At 70.7% G+C, this 15,697-nt stretch carries 13 protein-coding genes; 3 read left to right on the forward strand and 10 right to left on the reverse strand.

What is annotated here, in order from left to right; translation table 11 throughout:
• Nucleotides 1-76: 76 nt before the first annotated feature.
• The 3 genes from AQI94_RS22155 to AQI94_RS22165 form a co-directional block, all read right to left on the reverse strand.
• A complete protein-coding gene (locus AQI94_RS22155) occupies nucleotides 77-868 on the reverse strand; it encodes a hypothetical protein (RefSeq protein WP_062229893.1) in 792 nt (263 codons plus the stop codon).
• Nucleotides 865-1,395, reverse strand: coding sequence for a SigE family RNA polymerase sigma factor (locus tag AQI94_RS22160; protein ID WP_031059993.1), 531 nt, complete (start codon nucleotides 1,393-1,395; stop codon nucleotides 865-867). Before AQI94_RS22160 ends, AQI94_RS22155 begins: the two co-directional genes overlap by 4 nt.
• 1,007 nt (nucleotides 1,396-2,402) lie before the next feature.
• Nucleotides 2,403-3,056: a TetR/AcrR family transcriptional regulator C-terminal domain-containing protein gene (locus AQI94_RS22165; RefSeq protein WP_031059989.1), complete on the reverse strand. Its 654-nt coding sequence runs from the start codon at nucleotides 3,054-3,056 to the stop codon at nucleotides 2,403-2,405.
• A 139-nt stretch (nucleotides 3,057-3,195) separates the two neighbouring features.
• Between AQI94_RS22165 and AQI94_RS22170 the strand changes: the two genes are divergently transcribed.
• Both AQI94_RS22170 and AQI94_RS22175 read left to right on the forward strand, forming a co-directional pair.
• Complete coding sequence (locus tag AQI94_RS22170) at nucleotides 3,196-4,713, forward strand: FAD-dependent monooxygenase (RefSeq protein WP_031059986.1); 1,518 nt, start codon at nucleotides 3,196-3,198, stop codon at nucleotides 4,711-4,713.
• 335 nt (nucleotides 4,714-5,048) lie between these two features.
• Nucleotides 5,049-7,868 (forward strand): PKD domain-containing protein, encoded by a 2,820-nt coding sequence (locus AQI94_RS22175; protein ID WP_225890240.1) that lies wholly within the window; start codon nucleotides 5,049-5,051, stop codon nucleotides 7,866-7,868.
• 11 nt (nucleotides 7,869-7,879) lie between these two features.
• Here AQI94_RS22175 and AQI94_RS22180 read toward each other — a convergent pair whose 3' ends face one another.
• The gene (locus tag AQI94_RS22180) at nucleotides 7,880-8,911 is read right to left on the reverse strand and encodes a saccharopine dehydrogenase family protein (protein WP_031059980.1); all 1,032 of its coding nucleotides are present in this window, start codon (nucleotides 8,909-8,911) and stop codon (nucleotides 7,880-7,882) included.
• A gap of 110 nt (nucleotides 8,912-9,021) precedes the next feature.
• On the opposite strand from AQI94_RS22180, the gene AQI94_RS22185 reads away from it, so the two are divergent.
• Nucleotides 9,022-9,990, forward strand: a complete 969-nt coding sequence (locus AQI94_RS22185; protein WP_031059978.1) for a helix-turn-helix domain-containing protein — start codon at nucleotides 9,022-9,024, stop codon at nucleotides 9,988-9,990.
• Here AQI94_RS22185 and AQI94_RS22190 read toward each other — a convergent pair.
• The 6 genes from AQI94_RS22190 to AQI94_RS22215 form a co-directional block, all read right to left on the reverse strand.
• A complete protein-coding gene (locus AQI94_RS22190) occupies nucleotides 9,983-10,498 on the reverse strand; it encodes a hypothetical protein (RefSeq protein ID WP_225890241.1) in 516 nt (171 codons plus the stop codon). The two genes, AQI94_RS22185 and AQI94_RS22190, sit on opposite strands and share 8 nt — an antisense overlap.
• Nucleotides 10,499-10,605: 107 nt before the next feature.
• Nucleotides 10,606-11,319 (reverse strand): hypothetical protein, encoded by a 714-nt coding sequence (locus tag AQI94_RS22195; RefSeq protein WP_031059972.1) that lies wholly within the window; start codon nucleotides 11,317-11,319, stop codon nucleotides 10,606-10,608.
• Nucleotides 11,316-12,602: a WXG100 family type VII secretion target gene (locus tag AQI94_RS22200; protein WP_031059969.1), complete on the reverse strand. Its 1,287-nt coding sequence runs from the start codon at nucleotides 12,600-12,602 to the stop codon at nucleotides 11,316-11,318. Before AQI94_RS22200 ends, AQI94_RS22195 begins: the two co-directional genes overlap by 4 nt.
• Nucleotides 12,603-12,605: 3 nt before the next feature.
• On the reverse strand, nucleotides 12,606-12,929 hold the full coding sequence (locus tag AQI94_RS22205; RefSeq protein ID WP_031059965.1) for a hypothetical protein: 324 nt from the start codon (nucleotides 12,927-12,929) through the stop codon (nucleotides 12,606-12,608).
• Between the two features lie 350 nt (nucleotides 12,930-13,279).
• Nucleotides 13,280-14,572, reverse strand: a complete 1,293-nt coding sequence (locus AQI94_RS22210; RefSeq protein WP_031059962.1) for an alpha/beta hydrolase — start codon at nucleotides 14,570-14,572, stop codon at nucleotides 13,280-13,282.
• Between the two features lie 130 nt (nucleotides 14,573-14,702).
• Complete coding sequence (locus tag AQI94_RS22215; RefSeq protein ID WP_031059960.1) at nucleotides 14,703-15,077, reverse strand: hypothetical protein; 375 nt, start codon at nucleotides 15,075-15,077, stop codon at nucleotides 14,703-14,705.
• Between the last annotated feature and the right edge of the window lie 620 nt (nucleotides 15,078-15,697).

Raw genomic sequence — 15,697 nt, forward strand, 5'->3', positions numbered from 1 at the left:
TTCGACCGCGAGGCGGACGCCCACACCCACACCACGCAGGAGGACCAGGAGCACCGCCGTCACCATGCAGTGGCGTTCACCGGGTCGGGACGAACCCTCCCCGGACCGACGCGGAGCCGCCCGAAGCCTGTGCGTCGACGCGGTAGCCGTCGCCCGAGGCACTGCGCGCATCGACGCCGTTGTTGAACTGTGCGGCGAACTCATGGCTCCCGGCCGGCACGGTCAGGCCCGGCTTGAGGACCCAGCGGTAGACCAGCGCGCCGCCGGCCTCCTGGACGGTGACGGTGAAGTCACCACTCGGCAGGGTCTGCCAGGTGCCGGTGTTCTTCGCCCCGCCGGTCTGCACGATCCGGATCTCGACCGTGAGCGAGGTGAGCGGCTTTGTCGTCTTGAGAACGAGGTTGCTCTGCGTCCAGTAGACGGTGCTCTTCGGATCCAGCGAGCCAGTCGACCGCAGCGACCCGTCCTGGCTCTCGTCGGCGGTCGGCGAGGGCGAGGCGCTGGTGGCCGCCGGGGCCGGGCGCGCGCTGCCCGGGGTGGTGGCCGGGGGCGGCGCGACCGGGCTGGGGCCGGCCGATTTCGGGGGCGGGGAGCTGACGGCCGGGGGCAGGGTGGCGGGCGTGGTCACGGTGGGCGTCGGCGGCGGGGTCGCGACGATCGCGGCGACGGCGAGGCCGCCGGTCGTCAGGATGCCTCCGGCGGCGAGCCCGGCGAGGGCGACCCTGGTGCCGGAGCGCGCGAACGGTCGCGCGCGGTGCCGGACGGCGGGGCCGGCCATGCCGCGTTCCACCCGGGCCAGCATCCGTGCGCGGTCGGGCCGGTGGGCCTCGGCGGCCTCACGCAGCCGACGGTCGATGTCCTCGTTCACCGGTTCCTCCTCCCTGGCACCAGGTTCTCGGCCGCGTGTGCGCCCAGTAGCTTCTGCAGCTCGGCCATTCCCTTCGAGGTCTGGCTCTTCACGGTTCCGACGGATATGCCCAGCGCCGCCGCCGTCTCCTTCTCCGACAGGTCGAGGGCGTGTCTCAGCACCACGCAGGCGCGCTTGCGGTACGGCAGCCGGGCGAGCGCCGCGCGGACGTCCAGCACGGCCGCCGTGTCCGGCCCGTCCACCTTCTCGGGGCTGCGGGACCAGAACAGCGTGATCCGGCGTCGCTCCCGGACCGCGCTGCGGATCCGTCCCCGCGCCAGGTTGGCCACCACACCGCGGGCGTAGGCGAGCGGGTGGTCGGCGAGCCGCAACCGGTCCCATTGCTGCCACAGGGCGACCAGGGCATCCGCCGCGAGGTCGTCCGCCGCGTCGGTCTCGCCGGTCAGGAGGTGTGCCAGACGGGCGAGCTCGGCATAGTGGCGTTCGAAGAATTCGTGGAACTCCGCGGACGCGTCATCGAGGAGCATCCCCCGGTCGCCCTCTCCTTGCCATGATGTGCGCGTTAGTTGCATGTTTAACAACAGCGGGGGGCGCAGCCTAACAGTGCCCAGCCCGGGATTCGAACAGCGGTCGTGGTCGGTTGTGGGGCGTTGAAGGCTGACTGGCGGGCTGGTCAATGCCGGGCGAACGGGACGCCGGTCGGCTGCGCGATGTCCGGCCGCACGGCGGTGCTGTCGACGGTCAGCCGCTCCCCGTAGATGTCGGTGGTCCTTCACCGGTTCCGCTCCCGGGGGGCGGCACGCCGGCACACCGACGACCAGCAGCGCAAGGGAAGGCCCGCGACGCCCGCGACCAGTCCGCGCCTGCGCCACGGTTGCGGCGCGGCGTGCTTCGTTGCCCTCATGCCCGTACATCCGGTAGTTCGACTCAGCCTTCCGTCTCCCAGTTGCCGCCGAGGACGAGAAGGTTGCCGCCTCGACGCCGTGTTCTCGCAGACCGGCCGGGGAGAACGTGTCCGGGTTTCTGAGATCCCGGGTGCCGGCCACCGGATTCCCGAGGCAGGCCGGGGGCCGGGGCGTCCGCCGGGCCGGCTGACGCATCGGCGGTGATGTCGGCATGCGGGTGCTGAACGGTATCTCCATGGACGTGCGGGCCCGCGAGGTCGTGGTCACGGTGGGGCCGTCCGGGTCCGGCTCGGCAAGCCGAAAGCCGAGGCCAGGAAGCAGCCCGCCTTGCTCAGGTCATGGTCGCGAACGACCTGAAGGAGCTCGCCGCGCTGCAGGCCGCGGCATTCGGTATCTGACTGCCTGACAAGAATCTGACGGGGAGCAGCGAGTAACCACGAGGAAGGCAGCGGCGTCCGGACACGGCAGCAACTTCCTGCTGGTGCCCGCCTCGGACTTGGGGTCGCCCTGGACGCCGCGCCCATGCCTACGCTCCGGATCGGTGAGGCGGGCGGGCGGGTTGTAGCGGGCGACAACCCCGCAGCGAAGGCCGCGTCGGGTCGTACGGGCCGTCGGCCGGGGCGGAGTCATCAGCCGCGCTCCCGCTCCTCCCTGGCGGCGCGCAGACCGAGGACGACGATGCGCAGCCCGTACTCGAAGCCGGCGTCGCCGTCCATGCCGAGCAGGTCGGTCGACGCCTGGGCGGTGAGGGGGAAGCGTTCGGCATCGATCATGGAGGCGAGCCGTTCGGGGGCGTAGGGGTTGTCGTCGCCGTACGCCGCACTGGTGTGGGCCTGCTCCTCGATGGTGTGGCCGATGGTGAAGTGCAGGACCGCCGGGAAACCGCGTGCCGCCTCACTGAGAGTGAAGCCGGCATCCCGCAGGGTTCGCAGGTTCAGCTCCACCGCCCGGTGCACGGTCTCGTGGTTGACGTAGGTGCCGGCGAGGACGCGTGCTCCGTCCCGGTGGCTCAGCATCGCCTGGCGCAGGTGGCGGGCCCAGTCGGCGAGCCAGTCCTCCCAGGAGGAGCCGTCGCGGGGCGGCTCCAGCCTCTCGGCCGCCTCGACGTACACCAGTGTGGCCATGGCGTCGAGCAGCTCCTGCTTGTTCTTGACGTGCCAGTAGAGGGTCGGGGCTCGTACGCCGAGGTCCTGGGCGATGAGGCGCATGGTGAGGCCGTCGAGGCCGACGTCGTCGAGCAGTCGCAACGCCGTCCGGGCGATCGCCTCGGAGTTGATCTTCATTCCCGCCCCCTTCTTTCTGGGCGCTTGACACTCTAACACCGTTAGGGGCACTCTCTAACGGCGTTAGATTCTCTAACGCCGTTAGACGCGGCGAGCGGTAAGCCGTGCTGGAAGCGAAACGGAACAGGGGGAAACACAGATGACCGACACGAAGACGGACACGGATGTGGTGATCGCGGGCGCCGGGCCGACGGGCCTGATGCTCGCCTGCGAATTACGGCTCGCGGGGGTCGACGTGGTGGTGGCCGACGGGCTCGCCGCGCGGACCGGTGAGTCGCGGGCCGGCGGGATGCACGCCCGGACCATGGAAGTGCTGGACCAACGGGGCGTCCTGGACCGCTTCCTGGCGGCCGGCACACCACGCCCGATCGGGCACTTCTCGGGACTGTCGCTGGACTTCGACCGGTTCGGGACCAGGCATCCCCGGTCGCTGGTGCTGCTGCAGTCCCACATCGAGCGGTTGCTTGAGGAGTGGGCCACCGAGCTAGGTGTACGGGTGCGCTGGTCGTCCGAGGTGACCGGGATCCGACAGCACGGCTCCCATGTCGAGGTCGAAGCAGGCGGACCGGAGGGCTCACGTTCGACACTGCGCGCCCGCTACCTCGTGGGCTGCGACGGCGGGCGCAGCGCGGTGCGCAAGCTCGCCGGCATCGGCTTCCCGGGCACCCCGGCGACACTGACCGCGCTGCTCGGCGACGTCGAACTCGCCGATCCACCCGCCGAATCGCTCTTCATGCAGCGGCGAACGGGCGGTGACTTCTCGGTGTTCGCCTTCGAGCCGGGCTGGTACCGGGTGATCACCACGGAGCACGACCGTGTCGACGGCCGGGGGGAACCGGTGACGTTCGAGGAGCTGCGGGAGTCACTGCTGAGGATCGCGGGCACCGACTTCGGTATGCACAGCCCCCGTTGGATGTCCCGGTTCGGCGACGCGGCCCGGCAGGCCAAGCGGTACCGGGAAGGCCGGGTGCTGCTGGCGGGCGACGCGGCTCACATCCACTTCCCGGCAGGTGGCCAGGGACTGAATCTGGGGGTCCAGGACGCGGTCAACCTCGGCTGGAAACTCGCCTCGGCGGTGCATGGCCGGGCGCCGGAGAGCCTGCTGGACAGCTACCACGCCGAGCGGTATCCCGTCGCGGAACGGGTGCTGCACAACACCCGGGCACAGGCGGCGCTGACACGTCCCGGCCCGCAGACCGACGCGCTTCGCGACGTACTCCGTTCACTCATCGAGTACGACGACGTCAACCGGCACCTGGGTGGGATGATCACCGCGCTGGACCTCCGCTACCCCATGGGCGACGGCCACCCGCTGACCGGCCGCCGGGTCCCCGACGCCGAACTGAAGACCGATGACGGCCGGCGTCGCGTCTTCGAACTGCTGCGCGCCGCGCGCCCCGTGCTGCTCGACCTGCGTGGTGACGCCGCGCTGGCGGCCGCGACCGAGAGCTGGGCCGACCGTGTCGACCTCGTCGAGGCCCGGTCCACGGCCGACCACTGGCCCCTCTGGCCGGCCGACGAGGCCCCCGCCCCCGCCGCGCTCCTCATCCGCCCCGACGGCCACGTCGCCTGGACCGCACCCGCCGGCACCACCGCCGACCTCGCCGCCCTCCGGACCGCCCTCACCACCTGGTTCGGCCCGGCCACGGCCGACTGAACCAAGCCGGCAGGGGGACCGCGGCGATGCGACACCGGTCCACCGCGGCGGATGCCCGTCGCCGGCCCGCTACGGCACCGCACTGCCCCGACGCGTGACCTGTCCCCGCGGCCCCCTGCCCCTTCACTGAAGCGCGATCCTCAAGGCCTGCTGATGCGCTGGTCTGCGCGCATCCCGCGCCGGCCAAACTCCGGGCAAACTTTCCAGGCGGGGAGAAAAATAAGCCCCTCACCACCGTCTGCCGTCCCCGTCCTGATCTACGCTCCGGCCCATTGCAGCGAGGGTCCGAAGGGGATGCGACTGTGGGCTCGTTCCTGGGCTGGAGACAATCACGGGTGGCGACCGCCGCTTTCACGGCGCTGCTCGTCGGCAGCCTCGGCGTCGGCAGCGTCGGTGTCGGCACCGCCCACGCGGACCCCGTCACCGGTACGACGTTCTACGTCGACGACGAGGCGACCGGCTGTGACGACGCCGGTCCCGGTACGGCGGCGGAGCCGTTCTGCCAGATCCAGCCGGCCGCGGACGCCGCGGTGGCCGGGGTCACCGTGCGCATCGCGGGCAACAGCACGTTCTACGCGCCGGTGACCGTCAGGTCCACGGGCACCGCCGACGCACCCGTAACCTTCTCCGCCGCGACCGGCGACGGTTCGCGCGTCAACGTCGGGGGCCCGCGCCTGACCACCGGGATCACCTTCTCCGGTGCCCGGTACGTCGACATGACCGGGATCCGTGCCCGGGCCGCCGGGGCGACCGCCCTGGCCGTCCAGGGCTCGCAGCACATCAGCTTCGACGCCGCCTCCGCGCAGAGCACCGCCGTCGACGGCACCACCGCGGTGATCGCGGTCGACGGAACCTCCTCCGACATCGCTCTCACCCGCCTCGACGTCGACCAGCCGGCCGGGCCGGACGTCACCAGCGCCGCCGGAGCACGGAACATCACCCTGGCCGGCGACACCTTCGAGGGCGGCGGAGTCGCGGCCGCGGGCACCACCGGCATCGACCTCGCGGGCGACACGTTCTGGACGGTCTGCGGCGCGATTCGTCTGACCGACGGCAGTTCCGGGTCGGTGGAGAACAACGTCGCCCTGCCCTACGGCACCACGGCCTGCTCCGCCACCACGGCCGAACTCACGGTGGACGCCGCCTCCGCACCCCAGGTCGGCGCGGACTACAACGCGCTCAACCCGCCGTCGACCGGGACGGACTACGACTGGGCCGGCACCGCCTACGCCACCGCGCAGGCGTTCGGGGCCGCCACCGGCCAGGGCGCCCACGACCTGGACCAGACGGATCTGACGATCCCCGCGGGCGGACTGCCCACGGAGCACTCACCGCTCATCGACTCGGCCGACTCCGACGCCCCCGGCGAGCTGTCCACGGACGTCGGCGGGCACCCCCGGGTCGACGACCCCCTCGTCGCCGACACCGGCACCGGCCACGACGACCGGGGCGCCACGGAGTTCCAGGACCCGTTCACGGTGAAGGGGCTCACGGTGAGCGCCGGATACGTCGGCGTCCCGGGCACCGCCACCGCACAGCTCGGCAACCCGTGGTCGGACTCCCTCGACGGTCTCACGTACACCTTCGACTTCGGGGACGGTACGACGGTCACCTCCACCACCGGCTCGGCCACCCACACCTACACGCAGACCATCTCGGACCCCGGCATCGAGGCCTCGGTCGTGGTGACCAGGGCCGACGGCACACGGGCGGGTGCGGCCTCCTCCTGGGTACGGGTGAGCCCGGTGCCGGATCTCACCCCGGCGATCGGCTGCGGGAGCACCACCTCGTCGCCGGACACCGCGCAGTGCACGTACGACACCGGCTTCGACCCCTACCCGATCACCAGTGACCGGATCACCTACGGCGACGGCTCCCCGGCGCTCTCCGTCACCGCCCGCCAGGACCTGCTGCAGCACACCTACAAGGCGCCCGGCACGTACACCGTCACCCAGACGGTGACCGACTCCGACGGGCGGACCGCCACCGCGACCGCCAGGGCCACGGTCGGCGCGGACTTCGTCGCCGCCGGTCCCGTGCGGATGCTGGACACCCGGTACGGAACAGGCGCGCCCAAGGGGCCCGTCGGTCCCGGCGGCGTGGTCCGGCTGAAGGTCCTCGGCGTGGGCTACGTCCCGGCGTCCGGGGTGACGGCGGTGACCCTCAACGTCACCGACACGGGCGCGACGGCGGCCAGTTATGTGTCGGTCTACCCGGACGGCACCGCCCGCCCGAGCGCGTCGAACCTCAACTTCGGTGCCGGCCAGGACAATCCGAACCTGGTCACCGTCCGGGTGGGCGCCGACGGCTACGTCGACCTGTACAACGCCCACGGCGAGGTGAACCTCGTCGCGGACCTGGAGGGCTACTGCACCACCAGGGCCGACGACGGCGATCTGTCCGTGTCGGGCCTGGCCACGATGCCCCCCACCCGGGTCCTGGACACCCGCGACGGCACCGGCGCCGCCAAGGGCGCGGTCGGGCCGCGCAGCACCACGACCCTCACCCTGCCGACGTACGCACGCGGCTGGGCGACCGTCGGCGCGGTCCTCAACGTCACCGTGACCGGGGGCACCAGCAGCGGCTACGTCATCGTGGAGTGCGGCGGCCCCGTCTCGCCGACCACGTCCACCCTCAACTACCGGGCCGGACAGACCGCTTCCAACCTCGCCGTCCCCTGTGTGAGCGCCGGCAAGATCCACATCTACAACAGCGCCGGGCACGTCCAGCTGATCGCCGACCTCCAGGGGCTGTTCACCAACCAGCAGGCGGGCACCGACGTCGACACGACCGCCCCCTACGGCGGGCCGTTCGTGGCGACCGCGCCCACCCGTTTCCTCGACACCCGCACGGGTCTGGGCGCGACCGCGAAGCCGCTGGGCGCGAACGGCACCCTCACCGTGAAGCTCACCCAGGTTCCGGCGGGAGCAAGCGCCGTACTGGTCAACCTCACGGGCGTCGCCCCGACCGCGGCCACCCATCTGACCGCCTACGGCGACGGCACCCTGCCGACCGTGTCGAACGACAACCTCACCGCGGGTCGGACCCGCCCGGTCCTCGCCGTGGTCCCGGTCGGGGCCGACGGCTCCATCCGTATCCACAACGCGCTCGGCTCGGTCGGCGTCGTCGCGGACCTGGAGGGCTACTACGGCTGAGAACGGCAGTCTCAGCTCGGCAGCTCGACGGTGATGTGCGGGGACAGCGCGCGCAGGAAGTCCGGGGCGTCGAAGGCCTGGCCGGCCGAGGCGACGCCGTGCGTGCGGGGGCGGCCGGTGAGGATGCGGTGGACGGCCTCCACCGCGAGGGGCGCGCTGACCGCGTAGATGTCCCGGCCGCGCGCCACAGCGCGCCGTTCGGTGTCCCCGGAACGTACGACGGCGTCGACGACGAAGGTCTGGTCGGACCGCCCGTTCTCGTCGGCCGCGGTCGGCGCCGGGGTGTCCGGGGCCGAGAGGTCCCTGGCGGCTTCGCTCGCCATGTGGGTGCGTACCTCGGGGATGGAGAGGTGGCGGGGAAGGGTGACCACGTCGGCCATCGTGAACTCCGCGACGACCTCCCTGGTGCCCATCGGGTCGGGGAAGGGCCACTTCAGGAGCGTCGGCGCGTCGTCGTGGTACTCCAGGCGCCCGCCCGTGTAGCGGACCCGCCGGCCGCCCCGGCGCTCACCGGAGACCGCGCCCGCGGCGCGTGTCCCGGGTGTGGGGTGCCAACTGCTCAGTCCGTACGCGATGTCCGCCTCGTCGGCCGCCGTCCAGTCCCCCATCGCGGCGGTGGCCAGCAGGTCGCCGAGGCCGCCGTAGAAGGCCATCGCGGGGACGATCACCACTCCTGCCGCGCGGGCACGGTCCGCGAAGTGCGCGAAGGTGTCGAGGTTCGCCTCGATCTCGGCCGCCACATCGACGTACGGGATCCCGGCGCGCAGGGCCGCCTCGATCACCGGGGCGGCGGTCACCGCGAAGGGCCCGGCGCAGTTGATGACCGCGTCGACGCCGTCCAGGGCGCGGTCGAGTGCGGCGGGGTCGTCGACCGCCGCCGGCCGGACCTCAAGTCCTGGCTCGGACGCCGCCAGCGCCCGCAGCTTGCCGGCGTCGCGGCCGGAGAGGACCGGGACGAACCCGCGTTCCCGCAGCCGCGCCACCACGAAGCGTCCGGTGTGCCCGTACGCGCCGAACACCGTCACCGTCTGACCCGATCCCATGGGTTCTCCCCCGTGCTCCAACGACCTGCCTGATCTGCCGAGACCATCGTGTCGGGGGCGAGGGCCCCGGCGTGAGTGTCCGGAACGACGTGGCCCGTACACTTTCGGACATGGGCACTGTCGTCGCACTGGCCGTCACCAAGGGGATGCTGCCCTTCGAACTGTCCATGGCGTACGAGGTGTTCGGCTCCGCTCCGGTCGGCGTGACCGTGCCCTGGTACGACGTGGAGCTCTGCGGATCGGACGCCGTGCGGCTCGGCCGGTTCCGGCTGGAGCCGGACTCGGGGCTCGACCGGCGCCGGCATGCCGACACCGTGATCGTCCCCGGCTGGGCCGACACCGACGAGGACCCGCCCGCCGAACTCGTCGACGCGGTGCGTGCGGCCCACGAGGCGGGTGCGCGCGTGGCCTCCCTGTGCACGGGCGCCTTCGTGCTGGCCGCCGCCGGGCTGCTGGACGGCAGGCGGGCGACCACGCACTGGGTGCACACGGACGCCCTGGCCGCTCGTCACCCGCGGGTGGAGGTCGATCCGGACGTGCTCTACGTGGACAACGGCAGCGTGCTGACCTCCGCCGGCAAGGCCGCCGCGCTGGACCTGTGCCTGCACCTCGTCCGGCTCGACCACGGTTCGGCCGTCGCCAACGCCGTCGCCCGCCGTCTGGTGGTGCCACCGCACCGGGCGGGCGGCCAGGCGCAGTTCGTGGCGGCTCCGGTGCCCGCCCGTGACGACCACCCGCTCGCCGCGCTGCTGCCCTGGGCCGTCGAACGCCTCGACCGCCCCCTCGGCGTCGAGGACCTGGCCCGCCGGGCGGGGATGAGCTCGCGCCACCTGGCCCGCCAGTTCAGGGCGGTGACGGGCACGACTCCGCTGCAATGGCTGCTGACACAACGGATCCGCCGGGCACAGGAGTTGCTGGAGACCACCGACGACGTCATCGACGCCATCGCGGCGGCCACCGGCATGGGCACCGCCACGACGCTGCGCCGCCACTTCCACCGCACGGTCGGCGTGCCCCCGGACACCTACCGCCGGACCTTCCGCTCACGGCCTTCGGACAGGCAGCCGCGGGCTACCTGAGGCGAGCGGGGCGCCTGATGCCCGCGCGCCTCGCCTTCTCGACGCGCTCCGGTCCGGCGTCCTTCCGGTACTTCTCCGCCTCGTTCCAGTCCTTGGGCTGCAGGAAGAGCATTTCGCCACCGCCCGGCACGATGAACGCGCCACCGAAGGGCTCGTCACCCGCGAACCAGACACCGTCCGTGATGCCGACGGGCCACCGCCCCCGCAAGGCGTCCTTCGCGCGCAGGGTGAAGGGGGTGCCGCCTTGTCCTCCGAAGCGCAGGAAGAGCGTGTGGGTCGACTCCATGCTGTATTTCTCGACCGGGGCGCGGAATTCGAGCGGGTAGGTGCGGAACACCTTCGAGCACTTCCGGATCAAGGTCAGACGGTCCACAAGAAGGAACAGTGTGAACACGGTGCCGAGCATTCCGACAATGGCCACCGGCAGCAAATAGCCGATCTGTGTGACGAAGATCTGGACCCACAGAATCAGGAACACCGGGAAGACCTTGAGGAACTTCTTCAGCACGACGCCGTGGTAGTACCGCACCGCGCCCCGGAAGTCCGTCCCGTCTGTCGCGTACGGCGCGGGCGGGGTGTCCGACTCCAGACTGTTTTTCGACCCTTCTGGCACTGTCATCCGAACGGACTCCCTTCTTCTGCCCCTGAGCCGGCATCCGGGAACGGCCCGGACCCCTTGGTCCCTTCGGCAGGGCCCGGAGCCGCCGGGTCGTTGAACGTCACCGTACGTGCGACGCCGAGCAGCACGCCACGGTAGTCGTCGGCGAGCTCCACGGCCGGGGTGACCAGCTGCACGGTGATGATCGACGAGGTACGGGGCACCGGGATCGCCACGGTGCCCTGCCAGACGGTTCCCTCCGCGGGGCCTTCCTGGCCGTCGGGGGGAGCGGTCGGCGCGATCGTGGTCCGCTGCGTCTCCCACAGGTATCCGGTGCCCGCGGACAGCTCCACGGGCACGAGGCCGTTGTCCGGCCCCGTCCCGCCGTCTCCCAGCATCTGGAGAAGCACGGCTTCGGGGTGCGCTCCCGACGTCGGGACGGTGGCGGCCGTGAGGACGGACAGCGTGGGCTCGCCACGCTCGTCCGGGTGCATGCCGAGAGCGCACCCCATCACGTCCTGGCTCCGCAGCATCGTCAGGACGATGGCGTACAGCCGGAACACCTGGTCGGCGCGGTCCCGCACGTCATCGGGAAGGGAGTCGAGCTGTCGGGCCACCTCCTGGATGCCCTCGGGTGACGGCTGGAGGTCCAGCTGGAGGTATCCGTGGGGCAGCCCGTACCAGAACTCCGGCTTCGGCTCGGCCTGCACGGTGTCAAGGAATCCATTCACAGCCGGATGCCACCCATCAGTTCGCCGAGATCCTCCGCGATGGCGATCGCACCGCTCCTGAAGCCGGTCGAGGCGGCCGCACCCTTCGTGATCTCGGACGCGTCGTGTCCGGGACCGTTCTTCGGCAACACGCCCATGTTCTCCAGGGACGACGCCATGTTCGCCGCCACGTTGACGCCGTTGATGCCGTACTGGAGCGCTCCGACGGCGGGGTCGGTGGCCGCGTCGAGAGCCTTGAAGTTGAACGCGGGCACGATCTCCCGGCCGAACGCCCCCAGCTTCGAGCCCACCGACAGGGCCTCGCCGCCCTCTCGTGCGACCGCCGCCGCGAGACCCGCCTCGCTGCCGGCCCTGGCAAGGGCACCGACACCGGGCACCATGCCGAGGCCGTCACCGACCATGGAGGCCCAGGCGAACGCACCTTCCTTGAAGCCGTACTCACCCATCAGCGAGTCTCTGAAGTCCTCACTCGCAAGGTTCTTGGCCATGGAGACCGCGCTCGCCGCGACCGCGATACCGAGGAAGACCGGCGCCAAGGGTGTGGGGAGCAGGGCCAGCAGACCCGCGATGGCGCCGATGGTTCCGGCGTGCTCCACGAGGAACTCACCGACCGCCTTGAGGCCCTCGCCGATGGCGCTGAGGGCCTTGTCGAACCAGCCCGGCTCCTTGGGGGCGAGCTTGTCGTCGGCCTCGTCGAGGCTGCGGGCGACGGTCTCGGCCGCGTCGGTGTGGGTGCCCTCCAGCTCCTTCGCCTTCGCGATGACGTCGTTGTAGGCGGTGTTGGCGTTGTTGAGGTGAGTGGTGGCCTCGTTCAGTTCGCGCTCGGCGGTACGCAGGCGCTCCGTCGCGGCATCCGCCTCCGCCTGGCTGGGATATTGCTTGCCGGCGAGCTTGAGGTCCGGGTTCCCCTTGGCCTCGTCGTAACGGGTACGGGCCTTGTCGGCGTCGGCCTTGTTCTCGCGCGCCGCGTCGTCGTACTTCTTGGCCAGCTCGCGGTGGGAGGTCAGGTCGCCTTCCCATGTGCCGAGCGCCGCAGCGGCTTTTTCGAGCGAATGCCCGGCGTTCATCATGGCGGTCTTGAGGTCGCCGTCCAGGGTGTCCCGGAACGCGCTCGCCGCGTCTCCCTGCCAGCTTGAGCTCGCCCCGAGCAGGTACTCGATCTGGCGGTGGCAGTTGTTGAGCGTGTCGGCCGCGGACTTCACCTTGCGGTGGAGGGAGGTGACCTGCTCGGGCACCCCGGGTACCGGGTTCCAGCCGAGGCTCGGGTACGGGTTGTCAGCCACCGGTCACTTCCCCCCGGTATTCGCGGCGTTGGTCTCTTCCATCTTCTTGAGGGCCTTCGAGAGGTTGTCCTCGAACTGCCGGTAACTCAACGCCGTCTTTTCCACGCCTTCGTCGACCGCTTTGATCATGTCCTTGAGCTGGCCGGTCCCGTACTTCCATTTGTTCTGGAACGTCTCGCACGCCTCGTCCAACCGCGGAGTCCCGATCTGGTCGGCACTGACGGCGGAGAGCGCTCTGCGCGCTTCCTCCAGATCGGCGACCGACTGCTTCAGTACCCGGCCAAAGGAGTCCAATTGGCTCAGATCGACCTTAAATTCATCCGCCATGAGGCGGCCCCCTTCTTCGACTGCGTGCGAGGCGACACGACGGCTTGGGGAACGGAACGGGACAGATGTTCCCACCAGGCCGCCGGCGCGGCACCAGACTAAAGTATGGGCAAAGGCACTCCGCCGCCGTTCCCCTTGCGAATCGGCAACTCCCGCACGGTAAAGCCGAGTCGAGCGGAAGCCGGGCCCGCTTTCCGCTCACCATCTCCTTGATCTCCACAGATTCGCCAACTCGGGCAACGCGCCGCGGGGCCGAGGAACGCCTGGTGCGGTGCGCCCGGTCCGAGGCGTTCTCCGTGTGTGCTCCTGCAACGGCGGCGGCAGGCGGCAGGCGGCAGGCGGCGGCAGTCCTACCTGCGCGTCCTGGCGGTGGGCGTGGGCTCCGGGCCCTCGGCGCGCAGGGGGTCGCGGCCGGGCTTCTGCGGGTCGGCGACCACGGCACCCTTCTTCTTGTGGTGACGGGGCACGACGTCCTGGGGGAACGTCAGCTGCTGGTTCATCCACTTCAGGGCGGGGGGCATCTCCTGCACCCAGGTCGGGAAGTTGTGGCTGCCGTGCTCGGGCTGGATCGACACGACCCGCATGGGTGCCCTGACGGCCTTGATGAAGGCCTGCGTCTGCGGATAGCCGCGCTCACCGTGCTTGCTCTCGGCCACCAGGACGGAGACGTCCGGGACCGGCAGGTGCTTGAGCCGCCACATGAGGTCGTGGCCGTTGATCCGCTCGATGCGCTGCGGGCCGTTGCCGAAGAGGTTGCCGGTCGTCGCGTCGTCCTTGACCTTGTAGTCGGGCGACAAGGCGGCGGCCGTCGTGTACACGTGCGGGTCGCGCATCGTCAGCTGGAGGGCGCAGCTGCCGCCGGACGAGTAGCCCATGACCCCCCAGGCACTGGCGTCATGGCCGATCCGGTAGGCGGACTTCAGGGCGTCGGGGAGATCCCTGGCGAGGAAGGTCTCGGTCTGCGGACCGCCCGGTACGTCCACGCACTCGGTGTCGCGCGGCGGAGCGATGGTGGGCCGGATCATCACCATGATGGTCGGCTGCATCCGACCGCTCTTCTGCAGTTCCCCGGCGGTCTGTGACACCCGCAGGTACTGCGCGAGGTTGAAGATGCTGCCGGGGTATCCGCTGAGGGCGACGATCACCGGGAAGCGCTGCCGCTGGTACGCCTTCTGGAAGTACTGGGGCGGCAGGTAGACGAACGCCGGGTCGACGACGCCCGTGCGGCGGCCGATGACCTTCACGGACTCCACTCGCCCGTTGACCGCGGCGGGGCCGGTGGGCAGTCCGCTGACCCGGCTCAGCTGCTCGTCGCCTGCGGGCCGGACCAGCGCCCCCTTCACGGCGACGCCGTTCACCGTGCCGGTGCCGCCGTAGTCCCCCGCCTGCGTCACGCCGACGGGGGCCGTCTCCACGTGGCCGAAGAGTTCGCCCCACGAACCGAAGAACTGGTACGACGAGTTCAGCCAGCACGCGAACGCCGCGATGATCACCGCCTGGGTCGTCCCCAGGGCCACCAGGCGGCCGAGCACCTGCAGCAGTCCCTGGCGGGCGAACCGCGGCCACCACCAGACAAGCAGTGCCACGGACACGGCGGCGAGGGCCGCCATCACATACACGGTCGTCTCGCTGGTCAGACCCATACCGGATGATCCCCGATTTCCCTACCTGTGCGGTTTCCTTCACACAGAAGGAGGGCTGTGGAATCCTCCGCGTTCCCCAATTAGTGCAAAAGGGGTGCGCTGGTTAGCGCAAAAGGGCTATCCGGACCGGCTACCGGTCGAAGTAGCTGAGATCCCCCACGGTCCATGCGCTGACGTCCTTGATCGCGACCCGGTACATGCCTCCCGTCTCCGGGATGCCGAGGCTGCCCTGCAGGATCCGGGCGAGATGGAAGTGCAGATGCGTGGGCGTCTCGTCGCTCGCGGGCCGGCCCCCTCGCGGGTCACGGGCGAAGACGTCGGAGAACGGGCCGAGGCGGTCCGAGTCCTTCAGTACCTCCGCCACCCGCTCCCGCCACACGGCCTCAGGAGCCAGTCGGCCGGTGATGACGGCCCCGCCGACGACCACGGTCAACGACATCTGATTGCTTCGCTCGGACTCCACCGCGGCGGAGAGCGCGACGAGCAGCTCGTCAGGGTTCGACATGGAAGCAGATCCTATGCAGTCCCGGAACCGGCCCGCGGCCCGGGCGGCGGTTTCGCGGCAGAACGGGGGCTCCTCCCGAAGCGCCGCACAGGGGTCAGAGTTTCTCCTCTGCCATGGGAGTGAAATCTACTCTTGCCAGAGTAGACATCCTCTCCCGATCTGGTTACGCTTCATGACGTAGACACGGTCGAACGAGACCCGGCAGACACGAACTGTCGGGAGTTGCAGACGAAGTTCGCAGGTCAGTGCGGCTCTCGAGCCTCGAAGCCAAGGTGTTCCCAGGACGGTGACGAGACTGGGCGCCGCACTGGGCGGCTCGTACGTCAAGGAGCTGCCGCACAGCAGTACCGCCCGGCCGACGCCCCCCGGCCGGGTACCGCAAGACCCGGAATGGATGGTGGTCCCCGGTCAAGCAGTTGCGATCCCCCCGCACCCCGCTCTGCCGGGCCGGGTAGCGGAAACAGAAGGTCGGCACCGCAGTCAGGGCCGACAGAAGTGTTCGCTTTCCCTCGGGGCCCCGACGCCGCACGGTGTCGGGGCCCCTCGACGCGTTGCACCACGAGGTGACATGACCCCGGACAAACCTCTGCGCGATCGCCTGGAGGACGACGACTACCCGG

The organism is Streptomyces pseudovenezuelae, from assembly GCF_001513955.1.
GTDB classification, from domain to species: Bacteria; Actinomycetota; Actinomycetes; order Streptomycetales; family Streptomycetaceae; genus Streptomyces; species Streptomyces pseudovenezuelae.